Origin of the sequence: Aquibium sp. ELW1220 (genome assembly GCF_030398385.1) — a bacterium.
Lineage (GTDB): Bacteria > Pseudomonadota > Alphaproteobacteria > Rhizobiales > Rhizobiaceae > Aquibium.
Map to the genome: position 1 here is coordinate 46462 of NZ_JAOAOQ010000019.1, position 26783 is coordinate 73244.

The 26783-nt window shown below is 66.8% G+C and carries 24 protein-coding genes; 13 read left to right on the forward strand and 11 right to left on the reverse strand.

Annotated features, from left to right (window positions below; genetic code table 11):
• Positions 1-19: 19 nt before the first annotated feature.
• Together N1F91_RS17600 and N1F91_RS17605 are read right to left on the reverse strand one after the other, a co-directional pair.
• Positions 20-1048 carry an ABC transporter substrate-binding protein gene (locus N1F91_RS17600; protein WP_289994261.1) on the reverse strand — a complete coding sequence of 343 codons (1029 nt, stop codon included), beginning with the start codon at positions 1046-1048 and terminating at the stop codon, positions 20-22.
• A gap of 80 nt (positions 1049-1128) precedes the next feature.
• Positions 1129-1605: a DUF3830 family protein gene (locus tag N1F91_RS17605; RefSeq protein ID WP_289994262.1), complete on the reverse strand. Its 477-nt coding sequence runs from the start codon at positions 1603-1605 to the stop codon at positions 1129-1131.
• Between the two features lie 286 nt (positions 1606-1891).
• Here N1F91_RS17605 and N1F91_RS17610 point away from each other — a divergent pair, with 286 nt between their 5' ends.
• The 7 genes from N1F91_RS17610 (at position 1892) to N1F91_RS17640 (ending at position 10606) form a co-directional block, all read left to right on the forward strand.
• Positions 1892-4624: a LuxR C-terminal-related transcriptional regulator gene (locus N1F91_RS17610; protein ID WP_289994263.1), complete on the forward strand. Its 2733-nt coding sequence runs from the start codon at positions 1892-1894 to the stop codon at positions 4622-4624.
• Positions 4625-4744: 120 nt separating this feature from the next.
• Entirely contained in the window at positions 4745-5845 is a 1101-nt protein-coding gene (locus tag N1F91_RS17615) for a class II histone deacetylase (RefSeq protein ID WP_289994264.1), read from the forward strand.
• Between the two features lie 24 nt (positions 5846-5869).
• Complete coding sequence (locus tag N1F91_RS17620; RefSeq protein WP_289994265.1) at positions 5870-7219, forward strand: ABC transporter substrate-binding protein; 1350 nt, start codon at positions 5870-5872, stop codon at positions 7217-7219.
• A gap of 21 nt (positions 7220-7240) precedes the next feature.
• Positions 7241-8029, forward strand: coding sequence for an ABC transporter ATP-binding protein (locus tag N1F91_RS17625; protein ID WP_289994267.1), 789 nt, complete (start codon positions 7241-7243; stop codon positions 8027-8029).
• Positions 8022-8738: an ABC transporter ATP-binding protein gene (locus tag N1F91_RS17630; protein WP_289994268.1), complete on the forward strand. Its 717-nt coding sequence runs from the start codon at positions 8022-8024 to the stop codon at positions 8736-8738. Before N1F91_RS17625 ends, N1F91_RS17630 begins: the two co-directional genes overlap by 8 nt.
• 3 nt (positions 8739-8741) lie before the next feature.
• Positions 8742-9620, forward strand: coding sequence for a branched-chain amino acid ABC transporter permease (locus N1F91_RS17635; protein WP_289994269.1), 879 nt, complete (start codon positions 8742-8744; stop codon positions 9618-9620).
• 5 nt (positions 9621-9625) lie between these two features.
• A complete protein-coding gene (locus N1F91_RS17640) occupies positions 9626-10606 on the forward strand; it encodes a branched-chain amino acid ABC transporter permease (RefSeq protein ID WP_289994270.1) in 981 nt (326 codons plus the stop codon).
• 100 nt (positions 10607-10706) lie between these two features.
• On the opposite strand, the gene N1F91_RS17645 is transcribed toward N1F91_RS17640, so the two are convergent.
• The 4 genes from N1F91_RS17645 to N1F91_RS17660 form a co-directional block, all read right to left on the reverse strand.
• Positions 10707-11744, reverse strand: a complete 1038-nt coding sequence (locus N1F91_RS17645) for a uroporphyrinogen decarboxylase family protein (RefSeq protein ID WP_289994271.1) — start codon at positions 11742-11744, stop codon at positions 10707-10709.
• A 59-nt stretch (positions 11745-11803) separates the two neighbouring features.
• Entirely contained in the window at positions 11804-13306 is a 1503-nt protein-coding gene (locus N1F91_RS17650; RefSeq protein ID WP_289994272.1) for an amidohydrolase family protein, read from the reverse strand.
• Positions 13307-13490: 184 nt separating this feature from the next.
• A complete protein-coding gene (locus N1F91_RS17655) occupies positions 13491-14306 on the reverse strand; it encodes an IclR family transcriptional regulator C-terminal domain-containing protein (protein ID WP_289994273.1) in 816 nt (271 codons plus the stop codon).
• An 11-nt stretch (positions 14307-14317) separates the two neighbouring features.
• Positions 14318-15175 carry a dioxygenase gene (locus N1F91_RS17660; protein WP_289994274.1) on the reverse strand — a complete coding sequence of 286 codons (858 nt, stop codon included), beginning with the start codon at positions 15173-15175 and terminating at the stop codon, positions 14318-14320.
• A gap of 140 nt (positions 15176-15315) precedes the next feature.
• Between N1F91_RS17660 and N1F91_RS17665 the strand changes: the two genes are divergently transcribed.
• The 6 genes from N1F91_RS17665 to N1F91_RS17690 are packed head-to-tail and all read left to right on the forward strand — an operon-like array spanning position 15316 to position 20702.
• A complete protein-coding gene (locus tag N1F91_RS17665) occupies positions 15316-16131 on the forward strand; it encodes a citryl-CoA lyase (RefSeq protein WP_289994275.1) in 816 nt (271 codons plus the stop codon).
• A 10-nt stretch (positions 16132-16141) separates the two neighbouring features.
• Positions 16142-17287, forward strand: a complete 1146-nt coding sequence (locus N1F91_RS17670) for a CoA transferase (RefSeq protein WP_289994276.1) — start codon at positions 16142-16144, stop codon at positions 17285-17287.
• Positions 17288-17308: 21 nt separating this feature from the next.
• The gene (locus N1F91_RS17675; protein ID WP_289994277.1) at positions 17309-17692 is read left to right on the forward strand and encodes a YciI family protein; all 384 of its coding nucleotides are present in this window, start codon (positions 17309-17311) and stop codon (positions 17690-17692) included.
• Between the two features lie 20 nt (positions 17693-17712).
• Positions 17713-18789: a C4-dicarboxylate TRAP transporter substrate-binding protein gene (locus tag N1F91_RS17680; protein ID WP_289994278.1), complete on the forward strand. Its 1077-nt coding sequence runs from the start codon at positions 17713-17715 to the stop codon at positions 18787-18789.
• 36 nt (positions 18790-18825) lie between these two features.
• Positions 18826-19383 carry a TRAP transporter small permease subunit gene (locus N1F91_RS17685; RefSeq protein WP_289994279.1) on the forward strand — a complete coding sequence of 186 codons (558 nt, stop codon included), beginning with the start codon at positions 18826-18828 and terminating at the stop codon, positions 19381-19383.
• Positions 19380-20702 (forward strand): TRAP transporter large permease, encoded by a 1323-nt coding sequence (locus tag N1F91_RS17690; protein WP_289994280.1) that lies wholly within the window; start codon positions 19380-19382, stop codon positions 20700-20702. Before N1F91_RS17685 ends, N1F91_RS17690 begins: the two co-directional genes overlap by 4 nt.
• Before the next feature lie 50 nt (positions 20703-20752).
• Here N1F91_RS17690 and N1F91_RS17695 read toward each other — a convergent pair whose 3' ends face one another.
• The 5 genes from N1F91_RS17695 to soxB all read right to left on the reverse strand — a co-directional run bounded on the left by N1F91_RS17695 (position 20753) and on the right by soxB (position 26723).
• Positions 20753-22042, reverse strand: a complete 1290-nt coding sequence (locus tag N1F91_RS17695; RefSeq protein WP_289994281.1) for an NAD(P)/FAD-dependent oxidoreductase — start codon at positions 22040-22042, stop codon at positions 20753-20755.
• Positions 22043-22070: 28 nt separating this feature from the next.
• On the reverse strand, positions 22071-22490 hold the full coding sequence (locus tag N1F91_RS17700; protein ID WP_289994282.1) for a c-type cytochrome: 420 nt from the start codon (positions 22488-22490) through the stop codon (positions 22071-22073).
• Between the two features lie 37 nt (positions 22491-22527).
• A complete protein-coding gene (locus N1F91_RS17705) occupies positions 22528-23637 on the reverse strand; it encodes a c-type cytochrome (RefSeq protein ID WP_289994283.1) in 1110 nt (369 codons plus the stop codon).
• Positions 23621-24892: a sulfite dehydrogenase gene (gene soxC / locus N1F91_RS17710; RefSeq protein WP_289994285.1), complete on the reverse strand. Its 1272-nt coding sequence runs from the start codon at positions 24890-24892 to the stop codon at positions 23621-23623. Before soxC ends, N1F91_RS17705 begins: the two co-directional genes overlap by 17 nt.
• Positions 24893-25022: 130 nt before the next feature.
• Positions 25023-26723: a thiosulfohydrolase SoxB gene (gene soxB / locus N1F91_RS17715; protein ID WP_289994286.1), complete on the reverse strand. Its 1701-nt coding sequence runs from the start codon at positions 26721-26723 to the stop codon at positions 25023-25025.
• Between the last annotated feature and the right edge of the window lie 60 nt (positions 26724-26783).

The following is a 26783-nucleotide window of genomic DNA, read 5'->3' on the forward strand; positions in this document are numbered from 1 at the left end:
GCGGGCCGGGGTGCCTCGATCAGCGGGCGATCGTCTTGGCGAAGGCCTCGGTCCATGCGGAGCGATTGGCCTCGATCACGCGGGGATCGAAGCGCATCAGGCCCTTGGTGGCGTCGGCACCGTAGACGACGTCGGCCGCGACCTCGTCCGACAGTTCGGTCTTGGCGTTGGTCGGCGTGTAGCGCAGCGCGTCCGAGAAGCAGGCCTGGGCCTCGGGGGAAAGCTCCCGGGCGATGAACTCCGACGCCAGTTCGACATTGTCGCGTCCGGCGACGAGGTTCGCCGTGATGAAGCTCGCCGGCGTGCCTTCCTCGCCCTGGATGAACTTCACGTTCAGCCCTGCCTTCTTCAACGTGAAGGCGTAGTCCGAGGCATACGGCGCGATCCACGCGTCGTTCTGCGCGAATTCGGCCTGGATCTCGGGCGACTTCGACACGACCACCGCGCCGGCGTCGAGCAGCTTGCTGACGGCGTCGAGGCCGGGCTGGATGTTCTCCAGCGTGCCGCCCGAAACCTGGTTGAGCATCAGCAGCCCGATCATGCCGTAACCGTTGCTGATGTCGGTCAGCACCAGATGCTCGGCATATTCGGGCTTCATCAGGTCAGCCCATTTGGTCGGCTCGCTCGGCACCTTGTCGGATGCGACGACCAGGCCGACGGCGGCGATCTGGTAGGCCGGTCCCTCACCCTTGGCGACACCCGCCTTGGCGAAGTCGTAGAGGTCGGCCAGCGCCGGGACGAGATCCTCGGTGACCGGCACGAGCAGACCTTCGGACGCCGCGACGATCTCCTGCCCGCCCGAGAAGTGGATCACGTCGTACTGCGGCGCGTCCTTCTGGGCGCGCAGCTGCGCGAAGGCGTCGGCCGAATAGGCCGTCACGATGTTGACCTTCGCGCCGGTCTCGGCCGTGAACGGGTCGATGACGCATTTGCGGTGGGCCTCTTCATAGGCGCCGCCGAAGGAGTTGATGGTGATCTCCTGCGCCAGCGCCGGAGCGGCGAATGCGCAGAGCGAGGCTGCAATTGCGATACGAGCGGTGGCGGTCATCACGGTTCCCTTGTTCTCTTTTTCGATGAACTGACTCTTGCGTCTGAATGCCTGCGGGCGGCGCGGTGCGCGCCGGCCGCCTATTTCACCCGGCCCAGTTCGACCATGCGCTCGCCCTTGCGGCGGATCACACGGCACTGCTCCACGACGGCGTCGAAATTCTCGGTGACCTTGCCCCAGAAGTTCGGTGCGGTCCATCCGGTCGGGCCAGCGGTGCGGGCGCCCTCGCCGTAGACGAGACCGATTTCCCAGAATTCGTCCGGATCCATCTTGAAGTAGTTCTTCGGCTGGTAAAACCACAGCAGTTCGCCCGGCGCGGGGAAGCTGGTGATGTTTTCCGGTCCGAGCGACCTTGGGTCGAAGGTCTGTGCGCTCTCGGGAAGACCCATCATGATCTCCGGTCCGGTGAAGGAGGCGTGCAGCGCTGGCCACTGGATCGGCTGATGCAGCGCGCCCCAGATGGCGTCGCAGGTCTTCGGCGCCACATCCTCATAAAGAGAGATGATGCCGGTAACGTCGGCTTCGAGAAACTTGATGTAGAGCTTGCGCTCGGACATGGGTCCTTACTCCCTATTGATAGCCAAAGTGGAGCAGAAAACGGGGGACTGGTCCAATTCAATCGCAAGATCGGCTCGATCACGAGAATTTATCACGCCGACTTGCGCGCGTCGCCATCAGCAGTTGCAGAACCGGCGTTTCCGGCCGAAGAAGACGCTGCTTTCGCTTCTTCCCTTGCGCGAGGCTCCGGCTTTCGGCCACACTGCGCCTCACGGCCCGCGGCCTCGTCCGCCTGACGGCGGTTCCGCCGGGGCCGGCCGCATGCCTCGACGGGATGGCGCTTCCATGATCGGCACGAAGATGCATCCGCCCCATCTGCGCGCCGCGCTGATCGAGCGGTCGCGTCTCCTGCGCATGCTCGGCCAGGCTTCCGAAGGCAAGCTGACCATCGTCTCCTCGCCGGCTGGCTTCGGAAAGTCGACGCTGCTTGCGCAATGGGCGCAATCGGTCGCCGGCGGCCGCGTCGCCTGGCTGTCGATCGACCGGCTCGACAACGATCTGGCGCGCTTCCTGAAGTACCTGGCGGGAACGCTGCACCGCGTCGACCCGGAGATCGCGGAGAATGCCGGCTCGCTGATCGATTCCAGCCCGGTGACGCCGGTCGACTCCCTCCTGACCAGCATCATCAACGACCTCTCCCGCGCCACCGTCCCGATCTACCTCGTGCTCGACGACGCGCACCTGATCGTGTCGCAGGAGATCGCGGCGTTCCTGAACGCGCTCGTCGCCTATGCGCCGCCGGCGCTTCACGTCGTGCTGGCCACCCGCGGCGACCTGCCGATCGAGCTCGCCGGCATGAAGATGAAGGGGCAGGTGGTCAGCCTCGGCGACGGCGACCTGCGCTTCTCGCTGGAGGAGAGCGAGGACTACCTGCTCAATGTCTGCGGGCTCGACCTGCCGATCCCGGCCATCGTGTCGCTGCACCGCAAGACGGAGGGGTGGCCGGCCGGCCTGCAACTCGCCGCGCTGGCGCTGGCGCATGAAGCATCTCCGGAAGCCTTCATCGCCGAGTTCTCCGGCAGCCAGCGCGACGTGGCGACATTCCTCGCCCACGACGTGCTGGCCCGGCAGAAGCCGGAAATTCAGGAGTTCCTGCTGCGGACGTCTGTGCTCGACCGCTTCTGCCTGGGCCTGACCCAGGCGCTCTGCCCCGACATCGACTGCGCTGCCGCGCTGGAGACGGTCGAGCGGTCGAACCTGTTCCTGATCGCGCTCGACAATTCCGGCCACTGGTTCCGCTACCATCATCTGTTCAGCGAATTCCTGCGCAACAAGCTCGACACGCGCGCGGCGGGCGAGCGCGCGGGGCTGCATGCCGCCGCCGCGTCCTGGCTTGCTGCCCACGACCACGTCTCGGACGCGGTCGGCCACGCGCTCATGGCCGGCGACACGGATTTCGCGGCCAGGCTGGTCGAGACCTGCGCCATGCCGCTGATCATGCAGGGCCACATTCCCCGCCTGACGGAATGGCTGAACCAGCTTCCGGAGGATGTCGTCGCACGGCGGCCGCGCCTGCTGCTCGCCCGCGTCTGGGCGCAGTTCCATATGAGCCGCCCGCGCCAGGCCGTGCGCATTCTCAAGCAGGCCAAGGACCTGATCGAGCGGCTGGCGGACGAGGGGCAACTCGGACCGGCCGCCGCCCGGTCGCTCAAGGCGGAACTGCGCACGCTGACGGCCGGCGTCATCAGTGCCAGCGACCGCTCGCGCTCGGCGACGCGCGCAGCGGCACGCTGGCTGCCGGACTTCCCGGAAGACGAGCCCTTCGCCCGCGGGACGCTGGCGAACATCGCCGCTTTCTCGCAGTATTCGCTGGGCGACCTTGATGCCTCGCGCCTGTTGAGCCTCAAGGCGCGCGACTACCACGCCATGTCCGACTCGGTGTTCGGCATCGTCTATTCCGACCTGCTGCTCGGCCTGGTCGAGATCGCGGCCGGCGACCTGCGCTGCGCCCACGAGCATCTGGAACGCGCCTGCCGCCTGGCGCGCGAGCGGCTCGGGTCCGGCTCCTACGCCGAAGCCATGTCCGCGATCTTCCTCGTCGAACTCGCCTATGAATGGAACGATCTCCAGGGCGCCGAACGCATCCTGCACCAGCATCGCCAGCTGATCGAAGAGTGCGGACTGGTGGTCCATGAGATGGCCTGCAAGCTTCATCTCGCGCGGCTTGCTGCGGCGCGCGGACGGCACGAGGATGCGCTGATCCACCTGGAGGCGGCCGAACGGCTGGGCATCGAGAAGCGGTACCGGCGGCTGACGGCGAGTGCGCTGAACGAGCGTGTCCGCATGCTGCTGGCGCTGGGCGACGTTCGCGCCGCGCGGCTTGCCCTGCGGTCGCGCGGCATCGAAGTGTCGTCGGAGGCGCTCTCGGGACCGATACATCCCATGGAGGAGAATCTGCGCATCGGTGCTGCGCGGCTGCTGATCGCCGAAGATCGTCCGAAGGAGGCGGTGGCGCTGCTGGAGCGCATTGCGGCGCGGATGAGGAGCGACGGCCGGATGCGCGGCTTCATGCAGGTGCGCGCGCTGGTGGCGGTCGCCGCGCGTCGGGCCGGCGAGCCGCTGCTGGCGCTCGCAGCCGCGGTCGACACCGTGACGCTGGCGCAGCAGCAGCAGGCGGTGCGCTCGCTGGTCGACGAGGGCGCGCCGTTGCTGCAGGTGCTCGATTTCGCCCGTACCCGCATCCCCGCCTGGTCGGGCACGTCGGAAACCGCCGTCTTCGTCGAGACCCTGTTCCGCGCCTTTGGCCGCTGCGGCATCGACCGGCCTCTCACCGGCGCGATGAACCCGCGGCCGGGGCGCGACCTGCTGAGCCGCAAGGAGACCGAGGTGGCGACGCTGCTGATGTGCGCCTACACCAACCGTCAGCTGGCGCAGACCCTGTCGATGGCACCGGACACGGTGAAGTGGCACCTGAAGAACATTTTCGGCAAGCTCGGCGTGTCGAGCCGCACCGAGGCGGTGCTGCGGCTCCGCGAGATCGGCGTGGAAGGCGCGCCGATGCATCATCTGGTCGGATAGGCGTCAACACCACCCGGATGGGTGGGGTGAAAAAGGCTACCCGTTACCCGAAGGTGGCGGGACAGCTGCGGTCGGCTGCGCGAACATCCCCGACATGACGGCAATCAGGCGTGAGGCGTGATGACGACGGGCTTCGTCTTCCATGAACTCTATCTGTGGCACAACACCTGGAACTGGAACCAGGTGTTTCCGCCCGGCCTGACCATCCAGCCGGGCACCCACGCCGAGAACCCCGAGACCAAGCGGCGCCTGCGCAACCTCATGGAGGTGAGCGGCATCCTCGACCATCTCGTGCCGATCAAGCCGCGGCCGGCGACCGTCGAAGAGCTCCTGCGCGTCCACACCCCCGGGCACGTGGCGAAGATCAGGGAGATCAGCGACCGTGGCTATGGCGACGCCAGCGTGCTGACGCCGCTCGGCGCCGGCAGCTACGAGATCGCCCTGCTCGCGGCCGGCGGCGCCATCGAGGCGGTCGCAGCCGTGATGGCCGGCACGGTCGACAATGCCTATGCACTCGTTCGGCCGCCCGGGCACCACGCGACGGCCGATGTCGGCATGGGCTTTTGCCTGTTCTCCAACGCTGCCGTCGCCATTCGCCATGCCCAGCAGGCGCTCGGCGTCGGCCGGGTCGCCACCGTCGACTGGGACGTCCACCACGGCAACGGCACCCAGTCGATCTTCTACGACGACCCGAGCGTGCTGACGATCTCGCTGCACCAGGACAATCTCTTCCCTGCCGCGTCCGGCGCGGTCGAGGAGAATGGGACGGGTCCGGGCGAGGGCTACAACATCAACGTGCCGCTGCCGCCGGGCTCCGGCCCAGGCGCCTATGTCGAGGCCTTCGAGAAGGTGGTGCTGCCGGCGCTGCACCGCTTCAGGCCGGAACTGATCGTGGTGCCGTCCGGCTTCGACGGCTCCGGCGTCGATCCGATGGGCCGCATGATGGTCAACTCGTCGGGCTACCGCGCGATGACCAAGATGCTGCTCGGCGCCGCGAAGGACCTCACCGGCGGCAGGATCGTGATGACGCACGAGGGCGGCTATTCCGAGATGTACGTGCCCTACTGCGGCCTCGCGGTGATCGAGGAGATGTGCGGCCACTATACCGCCATACCCGATCCGTGGGACCGGCTCATGCAGCAATGGGGCGGCATGGACGTCCAGCCCCACCAGACCGCGGTCATCGACCGCTCCGCCAGACTCGTCCAGAACATTCGCTAGCCATAATCAACAAGGGGAACAGCAATGGATCGTGACCAGAAACTGCAGAAGCCGAACGTCATCGCCGGAACCCGGCGCAACTTCCTCATCAAGGGCGGCCTGACGAGCGCGGCCGCGCTCACAGGCATGCCGGCCATGCTTCTGTCGATGAACGGCGAGGCCCGCGCCCAGGGCGAGCCGATCCCGGTCGGCCAGTGCGGCCCGACGACCGATTTCGCCGCGCCTGACGGCATCGAGTTCAAGAACGGCCTGATGCTCGCCTGCGAGGAGATCAACGCGCTTGGCGGCATCCTCGGCCGTCCGCTCGAGCCTTCGTTCGAGGACACCGCCCAGATGGGCGATGCCACCAACGTTCAGGCCGCCCAGCGCCTGGTCGACCGCTACGGCGCGCATGCCATCATCAACGGCTACAACATCGGCTCCGGCGCCGCGATCCAGGAAGTCGCCGCCGATGCCGGCATCGTCTACGTGCACTACGACACAACCATCGGCCACAACGACCTCGTGAAGTCCAACCCCGACCGCTACTGGGGCTCCTTCCAGGGCGATCCGGCCGAGTACTGGTACGGCCCCGGCTTCCTGAAGTTCCTGCAGGACCTCGAGACCAACAAGGAATGGACGCGGCCCAACAACAAGATGGCGGTGATCCTGTCGGCCGGCGTCTACGCCTCCAACATCGCCAATGCCGTCAAGGAGCAGGCCGCCGCGTATGGCTGGGAGATCAGCCTGTTCGAGACGGTGAGCGTGCCGGCCTCGGAATGGGGGCCGACGCTGGCGAAGATCCGCCAGGACCCGCCGGCGGTCATCTGCATCACCCACTTCCTGCCTGCCGACCTCGGCCAGTTCTGCGTCCAGTTCGCGCCGAATCCGACGCCGAGCCTGATCTACATGCAGTACGGCCCGTCGATCCCGGCCTTCCGCGACATCGCCAAGGAAGCCGCCAACGGCATCATCTACGCTACGCTCGTCGGCGCGCTGCAGGACGAGATCGGCACCGCCTTCGAGACGCGCTACAAGGCGCGGTTCGGCGAGAATGCCGGGCACAACTCCGGCGCCCAGCCCTATGACGGCGCCTATGTCTGGGCGACAGCGGCGGCGCTCGCCGGCGGCACCGGCGAGCCGGGCGAGTTCGACCAGAACCGCAAGGTCGCAGCCCGGATGAGTTCTATGATCTGGCGCGGCGTGACGGGCACCACCCGCTTCAAGCCACTGGAGAACGCAGCCTACACCTATCCGACCGAGACCAACGATTCCTCGCTCGGCATGCCGCACCAGTTCCTGCAGATCCACGACTACACCAAGGGTCCGGGGCTGATCGCGCCCTTCCCATACGGCGCCACCAAGTTCATGATGCCGCCCTGGATCAAGGCCTGACGGCAAGGGGGACGCCGAGCGATGCCGCTCCTGTCATGCCGCGGTGTCGGCAAGTCGTTCGGCGCCCTGACGGCCGTCCATGACCTCACCTTCGATGTCGAGCCCGGCGAGGTGCTCGGCATCGGAGGCCCCAACGGCGCCGGCAAGACGACGCTGTTCGAGGTTATCTCGGGTCTGAACCCGGCCACTGCCGGTTCGATCCTGCTCGATGGCACCGACATCACCCGCATGGCGCCGGAAAGCATCTGCCATGCCGGCATCGCCCGCACGTTTCAGCTCAACGCCGGCTTCGAGACGATGACGGCGCGCGAGAACGTGCTGGTCGGCGCCTATTTCGGCCGCAGGAACCGGGCGATGCCGAGCCTGCGTGCCGGCCGCGAGACCGAGCGTGCGGCCGACGAGGCCATGGCAATGCTCGGCATCTCCGAGGGGGCCGACCGGATCACCGGGCAACTGCCGGTCCTCGACCGCAAGCTCCTGATGATGGCGAGCGCGCTGGCGACGCGGCCGAAGCTCCTCCTGATGGACGAGCCGGTGGGCGGGCTGACGGCGCGGGAGGTCGATCGGGTGATGCAGGCCGTTCGGGCGATCAAGGCGACGGGCGTCACCATCATCCTGATCGAGCACGTCATGCGCTTCCTGGTGCAGCTCTCCGACCGCGTCCTCATCATGCATCATGGCGAGAAGATCTTCGAGGGCGAGCCGTCCAGGCTGGTGGAAGATCGCACGGTGATCGACGTCTATCTGGGGCAGGGGGCGTCCGACCGCCTGAAGAGCTTCATGGGCGCGCGGGAGGCCATACATGGCTGAGCCGGTGCTCGCGATCCACGACGTTGCCGCCGGCTATGACGGGCGGCGCGTGCTCGACGGGGTCGACCTCGTTGTCCCGGCCGGCCGGCTGACCGCCATCATCGGCCCCAACGGCCATGGCAAGTCGACGCTGCTCAAGGCGATCTCCGGCCTCGTGCGCGTTTCAGCGGGATCGATCGCCCTGCACGGCACGCGGATCGACGGGCTGCGGCCCGACCAGATCGTCGAGCGCGGCGTGATCCAGGTACCGCAGGGCGACCTGCTCTTCCCGGGCATGACCGTCCTCGACAACCTGCTGATGGGCGCCTACCGCCAGGACGCCGCGCGCGACGCGGGCGCGCGTCTCGATATGGTTTTTACGCTCCTGCCGAAGCTCAAGGAGCGTCGCCACCAGATCGCCGGCACGCTCTCGGGCGGCGAGCGGCGCATGTGCGGCATCGGCCGCGGGCTGATGGCGGGCGACGGGCTGCTGATGCTCGACGAACCCTCGCTCGGGCTCGCGCCCATCGTCATCGACCAGATCTACGAGGTCATCTTCGACCTCTGCGCCGCCGGCCGCACCATCCTGCTCGTCGAGGAGAACGCGCAGCGCATCACCGAGCGCGCCGACAGCATCCATCTTCTCGACAATGGCCGTTTCGTCTGGTCCGGGATCGGCGCCGAACTGATGGCGCGACCCGAGATCATCGAAGCCTATCTCGGAGCCTGACCGATGGACGTCTTCATCCAGATCGTCGCGTCCGGCCTCACTCTCGGCGCTATGTACGCGGTCGCGACCGTCGGCCTGTCGCTGGTCTACGGCTCGCTCAACATGCTCAACATGGCGCACGGCGCGATCCTGACCCTCGGCGGCTATCTATGCTACGCCGGCATCCAGCACCTCGGGCTGCACCCGGCCCTGGCGCTGGCCGGAGCGGCGGCGCTCTGCGCCGTGGTCGGGCTGCTGATCTATCTCGGTGCGGCGCTGCCGCTGCTGCGCGCCGAGGGCTTCGAGACCAACATCTTCATCGCCACGATCGGCATCGGCTCGATCCTCGAGAATCTGATGCTCAAGGGATTCGGACCCTATCCGATCCCGCAGCCGCTCGCCGTGCCGGGCCATGTCGTCCTCGGCAACGTACACGTGCCGCTGCAGAACCTCTTCATCCTCGGCGTCGCGGTGGTGCTGATGGCGGCCGTCGCCTTCGTGCTGGAACGCACGCGCACCGGCCGCGCCATCCGCGCCACATCGATGAACCGCGAAGCCGCGCAGCTGATGGGCGTGCGGGTCGGCCGCGTCTATGCCCAGGTGCTCGCCGTCTCCGGCGCGCTCGCTGCGGTCTCGGGCGTGATGATCTCGTCGATCGCGACGCTCTCGCCCGTCATGGGCGGCGACCCGATGCTGAAGGCCTTCATCGTCTGCGTCGTCGCCGGCCTCGGTAACGTCTACGGCGCGGTGGTCGCCGCCATCGTGCTCGGCCTTCTCGAAGCCGCCACGCAATACATCCTCGGCGTCCGCTGGAGCTTCGCCACCTTGCTGCTCATCGTCATCCTCGTTCTCATCTGGCGGCCCTACGGGCTCTTCGGGCGGACCCAGGTGGTGCGGCTGTGACTCCCGTGAAACGCGATATCCTGATCGGCCTCGTCCTCGTCGCGGCCGCCTGCGCGCTGCCCTTCCTGCTTCCGGGCCGCTACATCGTCACCCAGGCGACGCTGTTCTTCGTCTGGGCGGTCGTGGTGGTGCAGTGGAACCTGGTGCTCGGCGTCGGCGGCATCTTCTCGCTGGCGCAGATGGCGCTGTTTGCCACCGGCGCCTACGCCACCGCCATGATGGGCTTCTACTGGAAGGTGCCGATGCTGGCCGCGATCCCGCTCGCCGGCGTCGTTGCGGTAGCCATCGGCATGCTGATCGGGCTCGCCTGCCTGCGCCTGCGCGGTCCCTACGTCGCGCTGCTGACGCTGGCGATCGCGCAGGTCATGTATGTCCTGATCGTCAACGACACCGCCTGCTTCACCTCCACCGGCGGCTGCATGCCGCTCTTCGGCGGCGTGCGCGGCATCGGCCAGTTCGGCGACCTCGGCTTCCGCGCGCTGATGCCGAAGAGCTGGCATGTCGCGCACTACTTCGTGGCGCTCGGGCTGCTGGTCGTGGCGGTGGCGATGTCGATCGTCATCATCCGCGGTCCGCTCGGCCTCGCCTTCCGCGCGCTGCGCGACAACCCGGGCTACGCGGTCTCGCGCGGCATCAGCCGCTTCAAGTACCAGCTCTGGATCTTCGCCGTCTCGGCCTTCCTGACGGGCATCGCCGGCGGCTTCTACGCCGTCCAGTTCCGCGTCGTCGGACCGACGGTGTTCTCGTTCCAGCTGCTCCTGTTCCTCATCGCGATGATCGTGGTTGGCGGGCTCGGCACCATCTGGGGACCGCTGCTCGGCGCAGCCGTGCTGATGCTGGCCGACGAAGGCATGAAGGAACTGTCCGACTACCGCAACATCGGCCTTGGCCTGCTGCTGGTCCTGTTCATCATCCTGCAGCCCGGCGGACTCGTCCGGCTGTTCTCGCGCAAGCCGAAGCCGGCCGCCGACGCGAAGACGGGATAGGAGGGGAGCGCTTCCGCCGACCGGCATCCGCCGGCCCGAAACGACGAACGGGGAGGACGCGCGTCCTCCCCGTCCGGATGGCGCGTTCGCGCGACGATTTCTACTGAAGCTCGCGCCGGACGATTGCCGCGCCGTCGGCCATCGCCTTCATCTTGCCGAAGGCGACCTCGCGCGGCAGGTACTTCAGCCCGCAATCCGGTGCGATCACGATCCGCGCCGCATCGACGTTCGGCAGGGCGCGGCGGATGCGCGCCGCCACCGTCTCCGGCGTCTCGATCTCGTGGGTGGAGAGGTCGAGCACGCCGAGGATGATCTTCTTGTCCGGCAGGGATTTCAGCACCGAGGTGTCGAGGTTCGACTGCGCCGTCTCGATCGACACCGACTTGCACGAGCAGCCGGAGAATTCCGGCAGGAAGGAATAGCCCTCCGGACGGTGGTGGATGATGGCGGCGTAGCCGAAGCAGATATGTACGGCCGTCTCGCCTTCGATCCCCTCCAGCGCCCGGTTGAGCGCCGCGAGGCCGTATTGGCGCGCCGGTTCCGGCCGCGCCTGCATGTAGGGCTCGTCGATCTGAACGATGTCGGCGCCTGCGGCGAAGAGGTCGCGGATCTCCTCGTTCACGGCCGCCGCGTAATCGAGCGCCATCTCGGCCGGATCGTCGTAGAAGTCGTTCTGCGCCTGCTGCGACATGGTGAAGGGGCCGGGAACGGTGATCTTGATCGTCCGGTCGGTGTTGGCCCGGAGGAACTTCACGTCGCCCGCCTCCACGGCATGCCGGCGCGAGATCTTGCCCACCACGCGCGGCACCGGGTTCGGATGCCCCGACCGGTCGAGCGCCGAGCCCGGATTGTCGATGTCGACGCCGTCGAGCGCTGTGGCGAAGCGGTTGGAGTAGCTCTCCCGCCGCATCTCGCCGTCGGTGATGATGTCGAGCCCCGCCCGCTCCTGGTCGCGGATGGCGAGCAGCGTCGCGTCGTTCTGTGCCTCCTCCAGATGCTCGGGCGCGACCCGCCAGAGTTCGCGCGCCCGCACCCGCGGCGGAAAGCGCCCGGCCAGTTTGGCGCGGTCGATCAGCCATTCGGGCTGGGCATAGGATCCGACGAGCGAGGTCGGCAGAAGCGGCAGAGTCCGGGCCATCGAAGTCCTCCCTTGCAAAGGCTGGACCGGCGGCGCCTCCTCGCGCCGCCGGGTAGCAATCAGGCTCGGAAGAGATCCTGCTCCACGCCCGCCGCCGAGAAGAGATGGTCGCGGCTGGCCTCCAGCTCGCGCTTCAGCTTCGGCAGGTCGACGTCGAGCAGCTTTCCCTTCCACTTGCGCAGCTTGCCGGCCACCATGACGCTGTCGACGTTCGACCGCTCCATGAGGGTCACGACGGCACCCGGCACGTGGTTCAGCGGCGTCACGTTGATGGCGCCTGCGTCGAGCAGCACGATGTCGGCTTCCTTGCCCGGCGTCAACGAACCGGTGCGGGAACTCAGCTTCAGGCCCTTCGCGCCTTCCAGCGTGGCGAACCGGATCACGTCGCGCGACGTCAGCAGGCGCGGCACGTCGGCGTCGCCGGCCAGCGCCTTCTCGTTGGCGAAGGCGCGCTGCAGCGTGAAGGTCGAGCGCATCTGCGTGAACGGGTCGGCCGTCATGGTGCATTCGACGTCGGACGACAGCGACGGCTGCATGCCCATGTCGAGCGCCTTCTGGATCGGCGGCATGCCGTGGCGCATGGCCATCTCGATCGGCACGGCAAGCGAGACGTGGCTGCCGGCGTCCGCCGCCTTCTGCCAGGCCATGTCGGACATGCCGGTCATGTGGATGAAGATGTTGTCGGGGCCGAACATGCCGGCCTCGGCCATCTGGTCGAAGGTCGGGCGCATGCCGAAGGTGCCCACCACGTGCAGCGCGACGGGGATGCCGAGCTCGCGGCCGATCTTCCAGGACTCTTCGTAGCCCGGAATGTAGATCTCGCCGCCCATCACCATGGTCAGCAGCTGGTCGTCGGAGGAAAAGTACTGCTGTTTCAGGCGGCGCGCGTCGGCGGGATACTTCGCCCGGTCGCCCCAGCCCTCGAAATAGCCGAAGACCGAGCGGCGGCCAGCGTCCTGGAGCGCCTTCACCACCGCGTCCGAATGCTCCGGCGAATGGTGGATCTGCGACACGTCCATGACCGTCGTCACGCCGGTGTCGAGCTGGGCCAGCGACCCGAACAGCTCGTTGATGTAGACGTCCTCCGGCCGGTAGACCATCGAGAACTTCTGCAGGATGTACTCGTAGTAGTTGATCGCGTTCTCGGGCTTGCCGTCGTTGACGAGGATGCCGTCGGCGAGAAAGCTGCGCAGCGCGGTCTCGAACTGGTGATGATGCGTGTCGATGAAGCCGGGCATGACGATCATGCCGCTCGCGTCGATGATCTCCGCGTCGCCTGCGTCGAGGTTCGGCCCGATGCCCTCGATCCGGCGGCCGACGACCAGGACGTCGGCTTCGGCGAAATCGCCCACTTCCGGGTCCATGCTCAGCACGTGTCCGCCGCGAATGAGGACGCGCCGCCCCTCTTCGCCGGTGCCTTGCGGCGTTTCCTGGGCGGACGCGACGCTGGTCGCCGCGAAAACCCCCGCCGCTGCCGCACCCGCGACGAGTGAGGCCTTGAGGAAATCACGCCGCGACTCGCAGTCGACCGGCGGACGACCCAGATCACACAACCTGCACATGTTCTCTCCTCCCGAGAAAATCGTTCCGATGGCAGGCGGCACCGACCTTCCAGCCGACTGACCTGCGGTTAAAGTTTTCGCTATGCGAAATTATTTTCGGAAAGTGTATGTCGCAGCGTCAACATCTGTCAATCGGTGTTTGAGCGCGTAGCAGAGATGGTCGGACGGACGGTGCCGGGTCCGCTCACCGCGTCCCGATGATGGACTCGAGCACCGGGTAGCGCGACAGCGTGTGTGCGAGGCGCGCCGCCGATGCGCGCAGCGGCTGGAGCCGCTTCTCGACGAGGTCCTCGGCGGTGACGAGGCCGGTGTAGCCTGAGGTGTTGAGCGCCGCGATCGGACGGCCCGATGCGCCGCGGATCGGCACGGCGAGCGCCGTGATGCCGTAGTCCAGCTGGTCGGTCGAGGTCGAGTAGTTCTTCTCGCGCACCTCAAGGATGATGTCTTTCAGCGCCGCCTTGTCGATGACCGTCTTCTTGGTCAGCGGCACGGGTTCGACCTCGCGCAGGTAGCGGTCGAAGGCGGCGTCCGGGAGCCCGGCCAGGAGCACGCGGCCGAGCGAGGTGGCGTGCGCGGGATAACGCACGCCGACGACGGCGGTCGGCCGCCGCGCCCGTTGCTCTGAATAGTGTGCGATGTAGAGCACGTCGTGGCCCTCGAGCGTAGCCACCGACGAGGCGTCGCCGAAGGTGCCGACGAGATGGCGCAGTTCCGGCTGCAGGATCTCGTCCACGCGCGCCGAAAAGTAGAAGGCCGAGCCGAGGCTCATCACCTTCGGCCGCAGGTGGAAGCGCTTGTTGGTCTGGCCGACATAGCCGAGCGCCTGCAGCGTGATCAGGCTGCGCCGGGCGGCGGCTGGGCTCAGTCCCACCCGCCGCGCCACGTCGCTCAAGGTCATCTCGGGATGCTCGGAATCGAAGCTTTCGAGGATCGACAGACCCTTGGCCAGCGCCTCGACGAACTCCGCCGGTCGGGCTGCGTCCGGATTGTCTTCGAGCATCGAGTTTCTTCTCAGTCGCCAGGGGCCAGAATGAAGTCGAATTTCAGCATCGCGTCCGGCTTGCGTTCCAGAGGCAGGTCGCCCGCCTTTTCTGCCTTGTAGGGCACGATTTTGGCCAGGAGCGACTTGCGGACACCGAAGACCGCGTCGTTGTCGACATATTCGGTGTTCTCGAAGAAAACTTCCGTCGTGATCGACCGCATGCCCGGAGACCGGATCATGTAGTGCAGGTGCGCCGGACGCCACGCATGCCGGTCGCCCGCCCTGAGCAGTTCGCCGACCGGGCCGTCATAAGGCACGGTGTAGGGCTTGGGCAAGACGGTCGTGTAGTAGTAGCGGCCCTGATCGTCGGCCTCGAAGATGCCGCGCAGGTCGTACTTGTCCTGGCCTGCCTCCTGGATCGGATAGGTGCCCGACCCGTCGGCCTGCCAGGTGTCGACGATGGCGCCAGGCAGCGGATGGCCGAGCGAATCGCGCACGATCCCGTGGCACAGAACCGAAACGCCTTCGCGCGGTCCGGCGAGATCGGCGCCCAGCGTCTTGCGCGGCGCGTTGTCGAGGTAGAACGGTCCGAGGTTGCTGCCCTCCGTCGCGCCGCCGCGCGTGTTGATCATGTCGACCAGCGCCGACAGACCGAGCACGTCCGACAGCAGGATGAACTCGTGCCGCTCCGGCGTGGAGATCTTGCCGCAGTCGTATAGGAAAGTCAGCATCCGCATCCATTCCTCATGCGTCATGTTCGTCTCGCGCGCGAAATCGTGCACGTGGTCGATCAGCGATCGCAGCAGGAACTCGAAGCGGGAGCCCTCCTGCGTCCGGAAGCTCTTCTTCACGGCCTCGGTGATCGTGAACTGGTTGATGTCGGCCATCGGCGCTGGTCCTCCCCTCATCTTCGACGGACGTGCGGTGTCTGCAAAGGACGCCGGCACTTGACAGAAGCGTAAGGCGGCCCGTAGTTTCCGACAAGAGAAAAAATTTTCGGAATGCGAAAAACCAGCTGGGAGGCACGATGCGAATCGGGAAGCAGGAGGGCGCGTTCACGGCGATAGCGACTTCCGACGCGCACTCGATCACGGTGAGGGGGCACGATCTCTGCTCCGACCTGATCGGCAAGATCGATTTCACCGACTATTTCTGGCTGCTCGTGCTCGGACAGAAGCCGACCGAGACGCAGCGCGCGGTCGCCAATGCCTGCATGGTAGCCATTGCCGAGCATGGGCTCGTGCCGAGCGTCCAGGCCTCTCGCATGACGCTGGCCGCCGCGCCGGAAGCCTGGCAGGGCGCCATGGCCGCAGGTCTGCTCGGCATGGGCAGCGTGGTGGCCGGCAGTTCCGAGATCGCCGGGCGCTACCTCGTCGATGTAGTCGCGGACGCCCGCCGTGACAGCGTCGACCTGACGACCGCCGCGCGCCGCAGCCTCGAAGGCCTGAAGGCCAGCCGCGCCAAGGTGCCCGGGCTTGGCCATCCGCAGCACAATGCGGGCGACCCGCGCGCCAACGTGCTGCTCGCCTTCGCCGACGAGCGTGGCGTTTCGGGCGACCATGTCGCCTGCTTGCGGGCGCTGGGCGCAGAAGCCCCGGCGATCATGAACCGCCCGCTGCCGATCAACGTCTCCGGCGCGATCCCGGCGCTGATGCTCGATGCAGGCTGGCCGATCGAGGCGATGAAGGGCATACCGCTGCTCGCCCGCGCAGCCGGGCTGGTGGCGCATCTCTACGAGGAATCGCAGCGCTCCATCGGCTTCATTATGTCCCACAAGGCCGATCAGGCGATCGCCTATGACGGCCCGGCCGGCGCGCACGCCGGCGACCGGAAGACCGCGTGAGGGCCCTCCGATGACCAAGATCCTCAAGGACATCCGCGTCATCGAGATGGGGACCTACATCACCGGTCCCGCGGCTGGCATGCATCTCGCCGATCTCGGAGCCGATGTCGTCAAGGTCGAACGGCCGGACGGCGGCGACCCGTTCCGCGCCTTCAAGGGCGGGCTCTATTCACCGCATTTCCAGACCTACAATCGCAACAAGCGCTCGATCGCCCTCGATACGGCGAAGGGCGGCGACCGTTCGGTCTTCCACGATCTGATCGCCGGCGCCGACGTGTTCATCCAGAACTTCCGGCCGGGCGTCGCTGAGCGGTTGGGCGCCGGCGCCGAAGAACTGCAGCGCATCAATCCGCGCCTCGTCTATTGCGCCATTACGGGCTTCGGCCAGAGCGGACCCGCGCGTGACCGGCCGGCCTTCGACACGGTCGCGCAGGCCGCCAGCGGCTACCTGCGCCTCCTGACCCCGCCGATCAATCCGCGCGTCATCGGCCCCGCCATCGCCGACGCCGTCACAGGCCACTACGCCGCGCTCGGCATCGTGGCGGCCCTGCTGGAGCGGTCGACGAGCGGCAAGGGGCGGCGTCTCGACATCTCGATGCTCGAGGCCATGTGCCACTTCAACCTCGATTCCTTCACCCACTATTTCTCGATGGGCGAGGTGATGGGGCCGCTCAGCCGACCGATGGTCTCGCAGTCCTACACCTTCCCCTGTTCCGACGGGAAATGGGTCGCCATCCATCTGTCCTCGCCGCAGAAGTTCTGGGAAGGGCTGACCAAGTCGATCGGCCGCGAGGAACTCCGCTTCGATCCGCGCTTCGAGGACAGGCTCGACCGCATCCGACACCAGCAGGACCTGATCGACATCATGTCGCCGATCTTCGCCGGGAAGACGCGCGACGACTGGTGCGCGATCCTGCTCGAAAACGAGGTGCCTCATTCGCCGGCATACGATTCCGACGAGGCGCTGGAGGATCCGCAGGCCCGCCATCTCCACATCGCGGTCGAGGCCGAACATCCCACGATGGGCGCCTTCAGGACGGTGCGCGCGCCCTACAGCTTCGACGGCGCGCCGGACCTCGAAATCCTGCCGCCGCCGACGCTCGACGAGCATGGCGACGAGATCAGGACGGAAGTGGCAAGGCGCAAGGCCGGCTGACGGCGGCAGGGGGAGGAGAGCATGGGCATACCGGTCGAAGGCGTGATGCAGGCGAGCAGCGCCATGCTGCAGAAGCAGCTCTACGCCATCTTCACCCGGCCGACGGGCGCCATCGAAGCGGTGCTGGCCAACATGGAAGAGCATCTGGCCTTCCAGGTATCGCTGGAGAAGGACGGCGTCCTCTATGCTGCCGGCCCGATGTGGTCGGACGACGAGAAGACCTGGGAGGGGGAAGGGCTCGTCGTGGTCCGCGCCGGTTCGCGCGGCGAGGCGATCGCCATCGCCGAGCGGGATCCGATGCATCGCAGCGGCGCGCGCGAATTCACGGTCAGACCGTGGATGATCAACGAGGGAACGGTGACGGTCCGGCTCGACATGTCGAGCCAGACTTTTTCGATACTTTAGTTTTCAAGGGAGGAAACGACATGAAGACGCTTACCGGACTGCTGCTCGCCAGCGCCGTCGCCTTTCCGGGCGCCGCGTTCGCACAGGAGACGATCAACCTGACGGTCGCCTCGAGCCACCCTCTGGTCATTCCGTGGGTCGGCATGATCAAGTCGCATTTCATGGCCGAGACGGATCGTCTGCTGGCCGAGAAGGGCAACTACAAGATCGAATGGCAGGAAGCTTTCGGCGGCCAGCTCTACAAGGCGAACGCCACGCTGACCTCCGTCGAGGAAGGCGTCACCGACATCGGCTGGGTGTTCTCCTTCCTCGAGGCGGCCAAGCTGCCGCTGAGCCAGGTGTCGAGCTACGCGCCCTTCGCCACCGCAAATCCGCCCGTCCAGCTGGCCGTCATGGCCGAACTGCTCGAGACCAATGATTCCTTCAAGAAGGAGTGGGAGCAGTACAATCTGAAGGTTCTCGGCCTGACCGGCACCGACAGCTACGACGTCTACACCAAGCAGCCGATCTCTGGCCTCGCTGACCTGAACGGCATGAAGCTGTCGGCGCCGGGCGTGCTCGCCAACTGGCTGCGCGGCACGGGCGCCAACGCCGTCGACGGCGCGTTGACCACCTTCTACACCGACATCCAGACCGGCGTGTCCGATGGCGTCCTGTCGCTGGCGCTCGGCGTCCTGCCGGCCAAGCTCTACGAGGTCGCGCCGTACATCACCCGCGTCGACATCGGCACCGCCTTCTCGGGCGCGGTGGCGATCAACCGCGACTCCTGGAACGATCTGCCCGAGGAAGTGCAGAACGCCATGGTCGAGGCCGGCAAGTTCTACACCGAGGCGCACGGCAAGGACCTGCTGGAGCGGCATGAGGCGGCCTTCGCCAAGATGCAGGAGATCGGTGCCGGCCAGAACCCGCCCGTCACCATCTCGCAGATGTCGGCGGCCGATCGTCAGGCCTGGGTCGACGGCCTGCCGGACGTGGCCGGCGAGTGGGCGGCAGATGCCGAGGCGCGCGGCCTGCCCGGCAAGGCGTTCCTGTCCGCCTACATGGACGGCCTGCGCGCGCGGGGCGAAAAGCCTGCCCGTGACTGGGACAAGCAGTAAGCAGCGGACGGCGGGGCGATCGCCATGGACGCTGGCATGAACAAGGGAGGCGCCGCCGATGGGCGGCGCCGGCCCTCGGCGATCGCGCGGCTCTGGGGTCGTTCCGTGGACGGCCTTGCGGCGCTCGGCACGCTGATGATCCTCGTCCTGATGGCGATGATCGCCTGCGACGTGGTCGCCAGAAACGTCATCGGCGGCTCGCTGCCGCTGATATCCGAGCTCGGCGCGCTGACGCTCGTGATGATCGTCTATCTCCAACTGGGCACGACCATCCGCAACAACCGGCTGGCGCGCACCGACTTCTTCTTTGCACTCGTCGAAGGGCGCAGCCCCCGCCTCGCCGCCTTCGTGTCGGGCTTCTGGGACCTGTTCGGCATCGCCGTCTGCGCCGGAATCGCCTGGTCGACCTGGGGCATCCTCGTCAAGGATTTCGATCACGGCGAGTACATCGGCGTCACCGGCGTCGCGACACTTCAGACATGGCCCTTCCGGGCATTGATCCTGGTCGGCGCGGCCGTTGCCGCCGCCCAGTTCACCGTCCAGGCCGTGCGGTCCTTCGCGATTGCCGCCGGGCGGTCGGGGGAGCAGGCATGAGCGGTATCGAGATCGGCATTGCCTGCGTGGCGGCCCTGATCCTGCTGATTTCGCTCGGCATGCCGATCGGCGTCGGCATGATCGTGGTTTCCTTCGCCGGCGTGAGCTTCATCCGCAACGAGACCGTCGCCATGCGCATGATGGGCTCGGTGGCCAATGACAGCCTGGAGGAGTACCTCTTCGCCGTGGTGCCGCTCTTCGTGCTGATGGGTCTGCTCGTCACCGTATCCGGGGTCGGCAAGGACACGTTCGACCTTTTCGAACGCCTGCTGCGTCGTGTCCGGGCCGGGCTCGGCGTCGCGACCGTCTTCGCCAACGCGGTCTTCGCGTCGATCACCGGCATCTCCATCGCCTCCGCCTCGGTGTTCTCCCGCGTCGCCGTGCCGGAGATGACCCGCCACGGCTACCGGCGCAGCTTCTCCACGGGTGTCGTCGCCGGCAGTTCCGTGCTCGGCATGCTGATCCCGCCATCGCTGCTGATGATCGTCTACGCCGTGCTGGCCGAGGAGTCGGTCGGCCGAATGTTCCTGGCAGGCATCGGGCCGGGCATCCTGCTCGCGCTGCTCTTCTCGGCCACCATCGTCATCATGGCCACCTGGTGGAAGGACAGCGTCTTCGAGCGCGCGCCCGACGTCGAACCCGCCGTCGAGGACGATCGTTCGCTGGGGGGCTTCGTCCTGTCGAAGGGAACGCCGATCATCGTGCTGGTCGGGCTGGTGCTCGGCGGCCTCTATGGCGGGTTCTTCAATCCGACTGAAGCCGGCGCCGTCGGCGCGCTGGGCGCGCTGGTGATCGCGCTGATGCGCCGGTCGCTCGGCGGCGGCAGGATGTGGTCTCTCCTCGTCGAGACCGGTCAGGTCACCGTTTCGGTGCTGTTCCTCATCATGGCCGCGACCTTCTTCTCACGCATGCTGGCCATGTCGGGCCTGCCTGCGATGCTGGCCGAGACCCTGCTGCAGAGCTCGATCGGCCCCTATGGCTTCCTGCTGATCTTCATCGTTCTGATCATCGTTATGGGCTGCCTGATCGATTCCATCTCGATCATGCTGATCCTGCTGCCGATCGCGCTGCCGGTAGCGAAGGCCGCCGGATTCGACCTGATCTGGTTCGGCGTGCTGACCGTCGTCGCGGTGGAAATCGGCCTGCTGACGCCGCCCTTCGGCCTTTCGGTCTACACCATCAAGTCCGCGATCGACGATCCGACGCTGAAGGTCGGCGAGATCTTCCGCGGCACGCTGCCCTTCGTCTTCGCCATGATCGTGGCGCTCGCCATCCTCGTCGCCTTCCCGCAGATATCGGTATGGCTGGCGCGGCTGTGACGGTCACCCGGGCGACGCAAGCGCCGCCCGGCCGCGAACGGAGTTTCCGGTCAGCTGAACATGTCGGCGACGATGCCGTCGTACCAGCCGATCGATTCCTCGTAGGTCGCCTTGCGCAGGGCGGCATCCTCGCCCGTCTGCGAGATGAAGCCCTCGACTGAAGCGATCTTGCCCTCCTTCGGCTCGTACTGCGCGCCGACCTTGACACCGTCATCCGTGTCGATCAGCGACCAGCAGGTGTTGGAGTATTTCGCGGGGAAGGCCTTCGAACCGGTCAGGTCGGCCCGGATCGTCATCGCAGCCACCTTCGCCTGGCTGTTGGCCGAGAAACCGGACTTCGGCATATCGCCGGCAATCGACGCGTCGCCGATGACGAAGATCGCCTCGTCCATGGTCGAGCGCATCGAGGCTGCATCGATCGGGCAGAAGCCGCTGTCGCCCGCCACCCCGGCTGCGGCCGCGATCGCGCCGGCCTTCTGGGCGGGGATGATGTTGAGAAGCGCGCCCTCGAAAGTGTCGAGATCCGTCTCCACCGTTCCGGCGGCGACGTCGACGGACTTGATCCCGCCGTGGACGTCGGGCCCGTACCATTCGACCATGCCGGGATAGTGTTTGTCCCAGCCTTCCTGGAAGAGGCCCTGCTTGGAGAACTTGTCCTTGGGGTCGATGACGAAGATCTTTGAATTCGTGAACCCCTTCGATTTCAGCACATGCGCCATCATCGACACCCGTTCGTAGGGGCCGGGCGGGCAGCGATAGGGGTTGGGCGGGGCGATCATGACGATGTTCTGCCCGTCGGTCAGCGCATCGAGCCTTGCCTTGAGGAGTTCCGTCTGCGGGCCGGCCTTCCAGGCATGCGGCGCCGTCTCAGCGGCGTCTTCCGAATAGCCCGGCACGGAGCCGTAGATGATGTCGATGCCGGGCGAAAGCAGCAGCCGGTCGTAGGGCACGACGGCGCCATCCGCCATGGTGACCGTCTTTGCCATGCGGTCGACCGCCATCGCCAGTCCGGTCACCTTGCGGATGCCATAGGTGGAGACGAGTGCGTCGTAGCCATGGGTGATCGAGTTGAAATCGCGGTAGCCGCCGAGATAGAGGTTCGAGAAGAAGCAGGTCGTGAACGTGTCGCTGTCCTCGATCAGCGTCACGTCGATCGCACCCTTCGAATCCTTCGCGACATACTTGGCCGCGGTCGCGCCGCCCGCTCCGCCGCCGACGATGACGACGCGCGGCTTGTCCTGCGCGCGCAGGTAGGTCGGCAAGGCAAGCGACGCGACCCCTGTGCCGGCGAGCAATCCGAAGCTTCGTCTCGAGATCGTGCCTGTTCTTGTCGTGCTCATGGTATCCTCCCGGGTGAGCCGTTGCAGGTCAGTCTTCCATCCCGGCGATGTAGACGGCCAGGGCCGCGATCTCCTCGTCGGAGAGCCGGGCGGTCATCAGTTTCATGACGGAATTGGGCCGGGCACCGAGCTTGTATTCGATCATCGCCTGCACGGCGTAGTCGACCGGCAGCCCGCGGATGGGCGGAATGCCGCTCGCCGCACCCGAGGCCTGGTGGCATGTCACGCACTCGCCGCCGAGATACTCCCCGTAGGCCGGATCGCCGTCGATGGCGAGGACACGCGTCACGACGTGTTCGACCTCGAGCGCCAGAGCCGCGTCGTCCGACGCATTCGCCGGTGCTGCAGGCCATGCCAGTAGCGCAGCGGCCATGGTGGCGACCGTCCGGCCCGCCAGCAGCCTGACGTTGGCGCCGCCCGGCCGGGGCGGCATGCAATGTCGGATCACCAGGCGCTCCTCCCAAAGGCCCGGGCCGGCGGGATCGTCAGTCGATGCCGCCCCCCGATGCGTTCTCCTCGCCGCCGTCCTCCGGCGTCACGTCTAGCACGGCCGCATGCATGGTGATGGCCGCTGCCCCCGGCCTGCAGTCCGTCATGCACGGTTCCGACCTGTCGGCATAGAACGGCTCCTGCTCGCGGTCGTCATCGAAGAAATTCTCCTCGTTCGGCAGCCGGATCGAGGTGAAATTGTCCTTCGACAGCTCGAACTCCTCGTCGTCGACGATGTCGTTCAGATACAGCAGGTATGCCGTCAGCGCGTAGACATCGTCGTTGCCGAGCGAGCGCGCGTCGCCGAACGGCATGGCGCGGTGCACGTAGTCGAAGACGGTGGACAGATAGGGCCAGTAGGAACCGATGGTCTTTTCCGGCCGCTCGGCCTGCAGCGTGCCCTGTCCGCCGGCGAGCACCGGCCAGCGGCCGACCGCCTCGCCGAAATCGCCATGGCAGGTGGCGCAGCGCTCGTCATAGATCTCCATGCCGTGCGCGACGGTTCCCGACCCCTCGGGCAGCCCCACGCCATCCGGCCGCACGTCGGTGTCCCAGGCGGCGATCTCCTCGGGCGTCGCGGCACGACCGAGACCGCGCTCGCCGTCGGCGACGCTTCCGGTCGTCTCCGGCGATGGCGCGGCGGGTTCGGCGGTTGCCGTCTGAGTCGCATCGGGTGCGGGCGCGGCCGACTGCTTGCCCGGGACGGCCGGCTTCCCGTCCGCGCCGAAGCTCGCGAGATAGGCGATGACGTTGACGACGTCCTCGTCCTTCTTGAGCCCGGCGAAGGCCATCTTGTTACCCTTCAGGTAGGCTTTCGGGTCGTGCAGATAGCCGGCGAGGCTTGTCTCGTCCCAGACGAGACCGTCAGCTCCCGCCTTCGACATGGCCGGCGAGTACTTGAAGCCCTCGATGGTGGCGGCCGCACGGCCGACGATCCCGTTGAGCACCGGGCCGACGCGGTTCTTGGCGTTCTCGCCCACCATGTGGCAGGCCTTGCACTTGGCGAACACCTTCTCGCCGGCCTCGATATCCTGCGCCTCGGCCCCGCCGATTGCGCCCGCGATGAGGGTTGCGGCCAGAAGGATGGCTTTAGGAGATTTCCACATTCTCGATCACTCCGTCGGAATTGACGTGCCAGGTCTGGATGCCGTTGTTGTGATAGATCGAATTCGCGCCGCGCACGGAGCGCAGCTGGTCCTTCGTCGGCTGCACGAAGCCGTGCTCGTCGATGGCCCGCGACTGCAGGAACAGCTCCGAACCGTCCCAGTCGAACTCGTGGTAGAAGCGGTGCAGCGCCTTGGGCAGGCTCGGTCCGTCGAGCCGCGCGGTCGTCCAGTTGCGACCGCCGTCGGTGGTGACGTCGACCCGGCTGATGCGCCCCTTGCCCGACCAGGCCAGACCGGAAAGCACCAGCGGCCCGCGTCCGTGCAGGATCGGCGCCTGCGGGCTCGGATTGGTGATGACCGACTTCACGTCCATCTCGAAGGTGAAGCGCCTGGCCTTTCCGTTGGCCATCAGGTCGGTGTATTTGGAGGTTTCCTCGCGATGCTGCCAGGGCTGATCGCCGATCTCGAGCCGGCGCAGCCACTTGACCCACATGTTGCCTTCCCAGCCCGGAACCACCAGGCGGATCGGATAGCCCTGCTCGGGGCGCAGCGCCTCGCCGTTCATGCCAAAGGCGACGAGACAATCGTCCATCGCCTTGTCGAGCGGGATCGACCGGCTCATGCCGGACGCATCTGCGCCCTCGGCCAGCAGCCACTTGCCCTCCGCCTTTACCCCCGCCTCGTCGAGCAGGTGCTTCAGCCGGACGCCGGTGTACATCAGGCAGTGCAGCATGCCGTGCGTGAACTGGCAGCCGTTCAGCTGCGCGCCGCGCCACTCCATGCCGGTGTTGGCCGCGCATTCGAGGAAGTAGACCCGGTTCTCGCGCGGGAAGCGCTTCAGGTCGGCCATGGTGAAGACGAGCGGCTTCTCGACCAGCCCGTGGATCATCAGGCGGTGGCTGGCAGGATCGATCTCGGCGACGCCGGAATGATGGCGCTCGAAGCACAGCCCGCTCGGGGTGATGATGCCGTCGAGTTCATGCAGCGGCGTGAAGTTGATCGACGAGATCGTGTCGGACGTCAGCCAGGGCACGTTCTTGCGCACCACATGCGCCTCGAACGGCGAGGGCGTCCCGTAGGGCCGCGCATCGACACCGTCGCCGGGATAGCGGTTCCAGTCCTGGATCTCGGTGATCACGCTCTCGCTGGCGGCCGCGCGGCTGGCTGCTGCACCGCCCGCGAGGGCTGCCGCGCCCATGAGCCCGCCCTTCAGAACGGCGCGGCGCGACGCGCCCGGACGCGCATTCGATGTCATCGGCTCCTCCCAGATACCAGAAGATAGTTACATATGAATTTTTATATGTATTGGCGCGACAGTCAATCGGTTTGTTCGGCACCTGCCGGTCGATCCGCCGCCGCGACCGGTCCGGCCGTGCAAGGCTTCGTCACATCACGATCTTGACGGTCCGCTCGTCCGGAACGCTCACGGTTCCCTTGCGACGGATGTGGTCTTCCATCAGGTCGTAGATCGCCGGCCCTTCGACGCCCTCGTTCACCGAAGCCCAGCCGCCGACGACATAAGTCCTGGCCGGGTCGATCGGCTCCCCGGTCGCCGAAAGCCGCATGTCGGAGATGCGGTTGCCGATCGTGCCGTTGACGGCGCAGCTGTAGGTCATGCCGCCGACGCGCACCATGTCGCCGCCCTGCTGCAGGAAGGGGTCAGGGTTGAAGAGGTTGTCGCAGACGTCCTCCAGCACCTCCTTCAGCTGCTGGCCGGTCATCTCGTTGCGATAGACCGCCGGGTAGCTCATCGACGTCTCGGTGTAGAGGTCGTCGCGGGTGATGTCCTGTCCGGGCAGCAGCGTCGTGCCCCAGCGGAAGCCCGGCGACAGCGCGATCTGCGTGTCGCGCTCCTCGATGATCCCCTGGCAGATCAGGTCGTCCCACGTGCCGTTGAAATTGCCGCGCCGGTAGAGCAGCGTCTCGGTGCGCCCCAGCACCTCGGCCGTCTCCGCCTCGAAGGGCGCGCGCACTTCGGCGATCTTCGCCGCCATCTCCGGATCCGACGCGACGACGTCGGAAAACACCGGGATCAGCTTCGAACTCGAGCCGGTGACCTTGCCGTTGGACACGTCCAGGTCGACGCGGCCGAGATATTTTCCGTGCGAGCCGGACGACAGGATCAGCGTCTCGCCCACCCGCACCGCCTCCGGCACGGCGTCATGCGTGTGTCCGGTCAGGATCACGTCGATGCCGGAGACGACGGTGGCGAGCTTGCGATCGACATCGAAGCCATTGTGCGAGATCAGCACCACGACCTCGGCACCCGCCGCCCGGGCGGCATCGACATTGGCCTGCAGGACGTCGGGGCGGATGCCGAACGACCATCTCGGGAACATCCAGCGTGGATTGGCGATCGGTGTGTAGGGCATGGCCTGCCCGATGACCGCGACCTGGACGCCGCCCTTCTCGAACATCTTCGTGTGCTCGAACACCGGCTCGTCCCACTCGGCATCGAAGATGTTGGAGGCGAGGAAAGGATAGGCCTGGCTCTCGACGATCTCCGTGAAGCGGTCCTCGCCGAAGGTGAACTCCCAGTGGCCGGTCATCGCGTCCGGCTTCAGCAGCGCCATGCACTCGACCATGTCCTGCGCGGCGGTCTTGAGCGAGGTGTAGGAGCCCTGCCAGGTGTCGCCGCCGTCGAGGAAGAGCACCTTGTCGTCGCCGCGATCGGCCCGGATGGCCTTGACCAGCGTGGCCGTACGATCGAGCCCGCCGAGCCGGCCGTAGGCTCTGGCCATGTCGACATAGTCGAGGAAGGTGTGCGCATAGGCATAGGCGCTGCCGCGCGCGATGCCGAACTCCTTCAGGAAGGCCTCGCCGACCAGATGCGGCGGGATGCCGGCGAAGGCGCCGACGCCGATATTGGTGTCCGGCGGGCGGAAATAGACCGGCAGCAGCTGGGCGTGCACGTCGGTGAAGTGCAGCAGCGTGACCTGGCCCTTCGCGTCGAAGCGCAGCAGGTCGTCCTGCGTCAGCTTCTGCTGCGCGAGCGCGCGCAGCGGGCTGGCGGCATAGCCTGCCGCCCCGAGCGCGACGCTCGCGTTGAGGGCGAACTGAAGGAAATCGCGTCTTGTGTGGCTCATCGTCAGTCCTGTGGGCCGGCACCGGGATGCGTGTTTCTGGCCCGGCGGAAGGATCCCGCC

Bases quoted from the DNA above. Each gene is read 5' to 3' on its own strand.
- N1F91_RS17600 (WP_289994261.1), bottom strand. From the start codon at position 1,048: ATGACCGCCACCGCTCGTATCGCAATTGCAGCCTCGCTCTGCGCATTC.
- N1F91_RS17605 (WP_289994262.1), bottom strand. From the start codon at position 1,605: ATGTCCGAGCGCAAGCTCTACATCAAGTTTCTCGAAGCCGACGTTACC.
- N1F91_RS17610 (WP_289994263.1), top strand. From the start codon at position 1,892: ATGATCGGCACGAAGATGCATCCGCCCCATCTGCGCGCCGCGCTGATC.
- N1F91_RS17615 (WP_289994264.1), top strand. From the start codon at position 4,745: ATGACGACGGGCTTCGTCTTCCATGAACTCTATCTGTGGCACAACACC.
- N1F91_RS17620 (WP_289994265.1), top strand. From the start codon at position 5,870: ATGGATCGTGACCAGAAACTGCAGAAGCCGAACGTCATCGCCGGAACC.
- N1F91_RS17625 (WP_289994267.1), top strand. From the start codon at position 7,241: ATGCCGCTCCTGTCATGCCGCGGTGTCGGCAAGTCGTTCGGCGCCCTG.
- N1F91_RS17630 (WP_289994268.1), top strand. From the start codon at position 8,022: ATGGCTGAGCCGGTGCTCGCGATCCACGACGTTGCCGCCGGCTATGAC.
- N1F91_RS17635 (WP_289994269.1), top strand. From the start codon at position 8,742: ATGGACGTCTTCATCCAGATCGTCGCGTCCGGCCTCACTCTCGGCGCT.
- N1F91_RS17645 (WP_289994271.1), bottom strand. From the start codon at position 11,744: ATGGCCCGGACTCTGCCGCTTCTGCCGACCTCGCTCGTCGGATCCTAT.
- N1F91_RS17650 (WP_289994272.1), bottom strand. From the start codon at position 13,306: ATGTGCAGGTTGTGTGATCTGGGTCGTCCGCCGGTCGACTGCGAGTCG.
- N1F91_RS17655 (WP_289994273.1), bottom strand. From the start codon at position 14,306: ATGCTCGAAGACAATCCGGACGCAGCCCGACCGGCGGAGTTCGTCGAG.
- N1F91_RS17660 (WP_289994274.1), bottom strand. From the start codon at position 15,175: ATGGCCGACATCAACCAGTTCACGATCACCGAGGCCGTGAAGAAGAGC.
- N1F91_RS17665 (WP_289994275.1), top strand. From the start codon at position 15,316: ATGCGAATCGGGAAGCAGGAGGGCGCGTTCACGGCGATAGCGACTTCC.
- N1F91_RS17670 (WP_289994276.1), top strand. From the start codon at position 16,142: ATGACCAAGATCCTCAAGGACATCCGCGTCATCGAGATGGGGACCTAC.
- N1F91_RS17675 (WP_289994277.1), top strand. From the start codon at position 17,309: ATGGGCATACCGGTCGAAGGCGTGATGCAGGCGAGCAGCGCCATGCTG.
- N1F91_RS17680 (WP_289994278.1), top strand. From the start codon at position 17,713: ATGAAGACGCTTACCGGACTGCTGCTCGCCAGCGCCGTCGCCTTTCCG.
- N1F91_RS17685 (WP_289994279.1), top strand. From the start codon at position 18,826: ATGAACAAGGGAGGCGCCGCCGATGGGCGGCGCCGGCCCTCGGCGATC.
- N1F91_RS17690 (WP_289994280.1), top strand. From the start codon at position 19,380: ATGAGCGGTATCGAGATCGGCATTGCCTGCGTGGCGGCCCTGATCCTG.
- N1F91_RS17695 (WP_289994281.1), bottom strand. From the start codon at position 22,042: ATGAGCACGACAAGAACAGGCACGATCTCGAGACGAAGCTTCGGATTG.
- N1F91_RS17705 (WP_289994283.1), bottom strand. From the start codon at position 23,637: ATGTGGAAATCTCCTAAAGCCATCCTTCTGGCCGCAACCCTCATCGCG.
- soxC (WP_289994285.1), bottom strand. From the start codon at position 24,892: ATGACATCGAATGCGCGTCCGGGCGCGTCGCGCCGCGCCGTTCTGAAG.
- soxB (WP_289994286.1), bottom strand. From the start codon at position 26,723: ATGAGCCACACAAGACGCGATTTCCTTCAGTTCGCCCTCAACGCGAGC.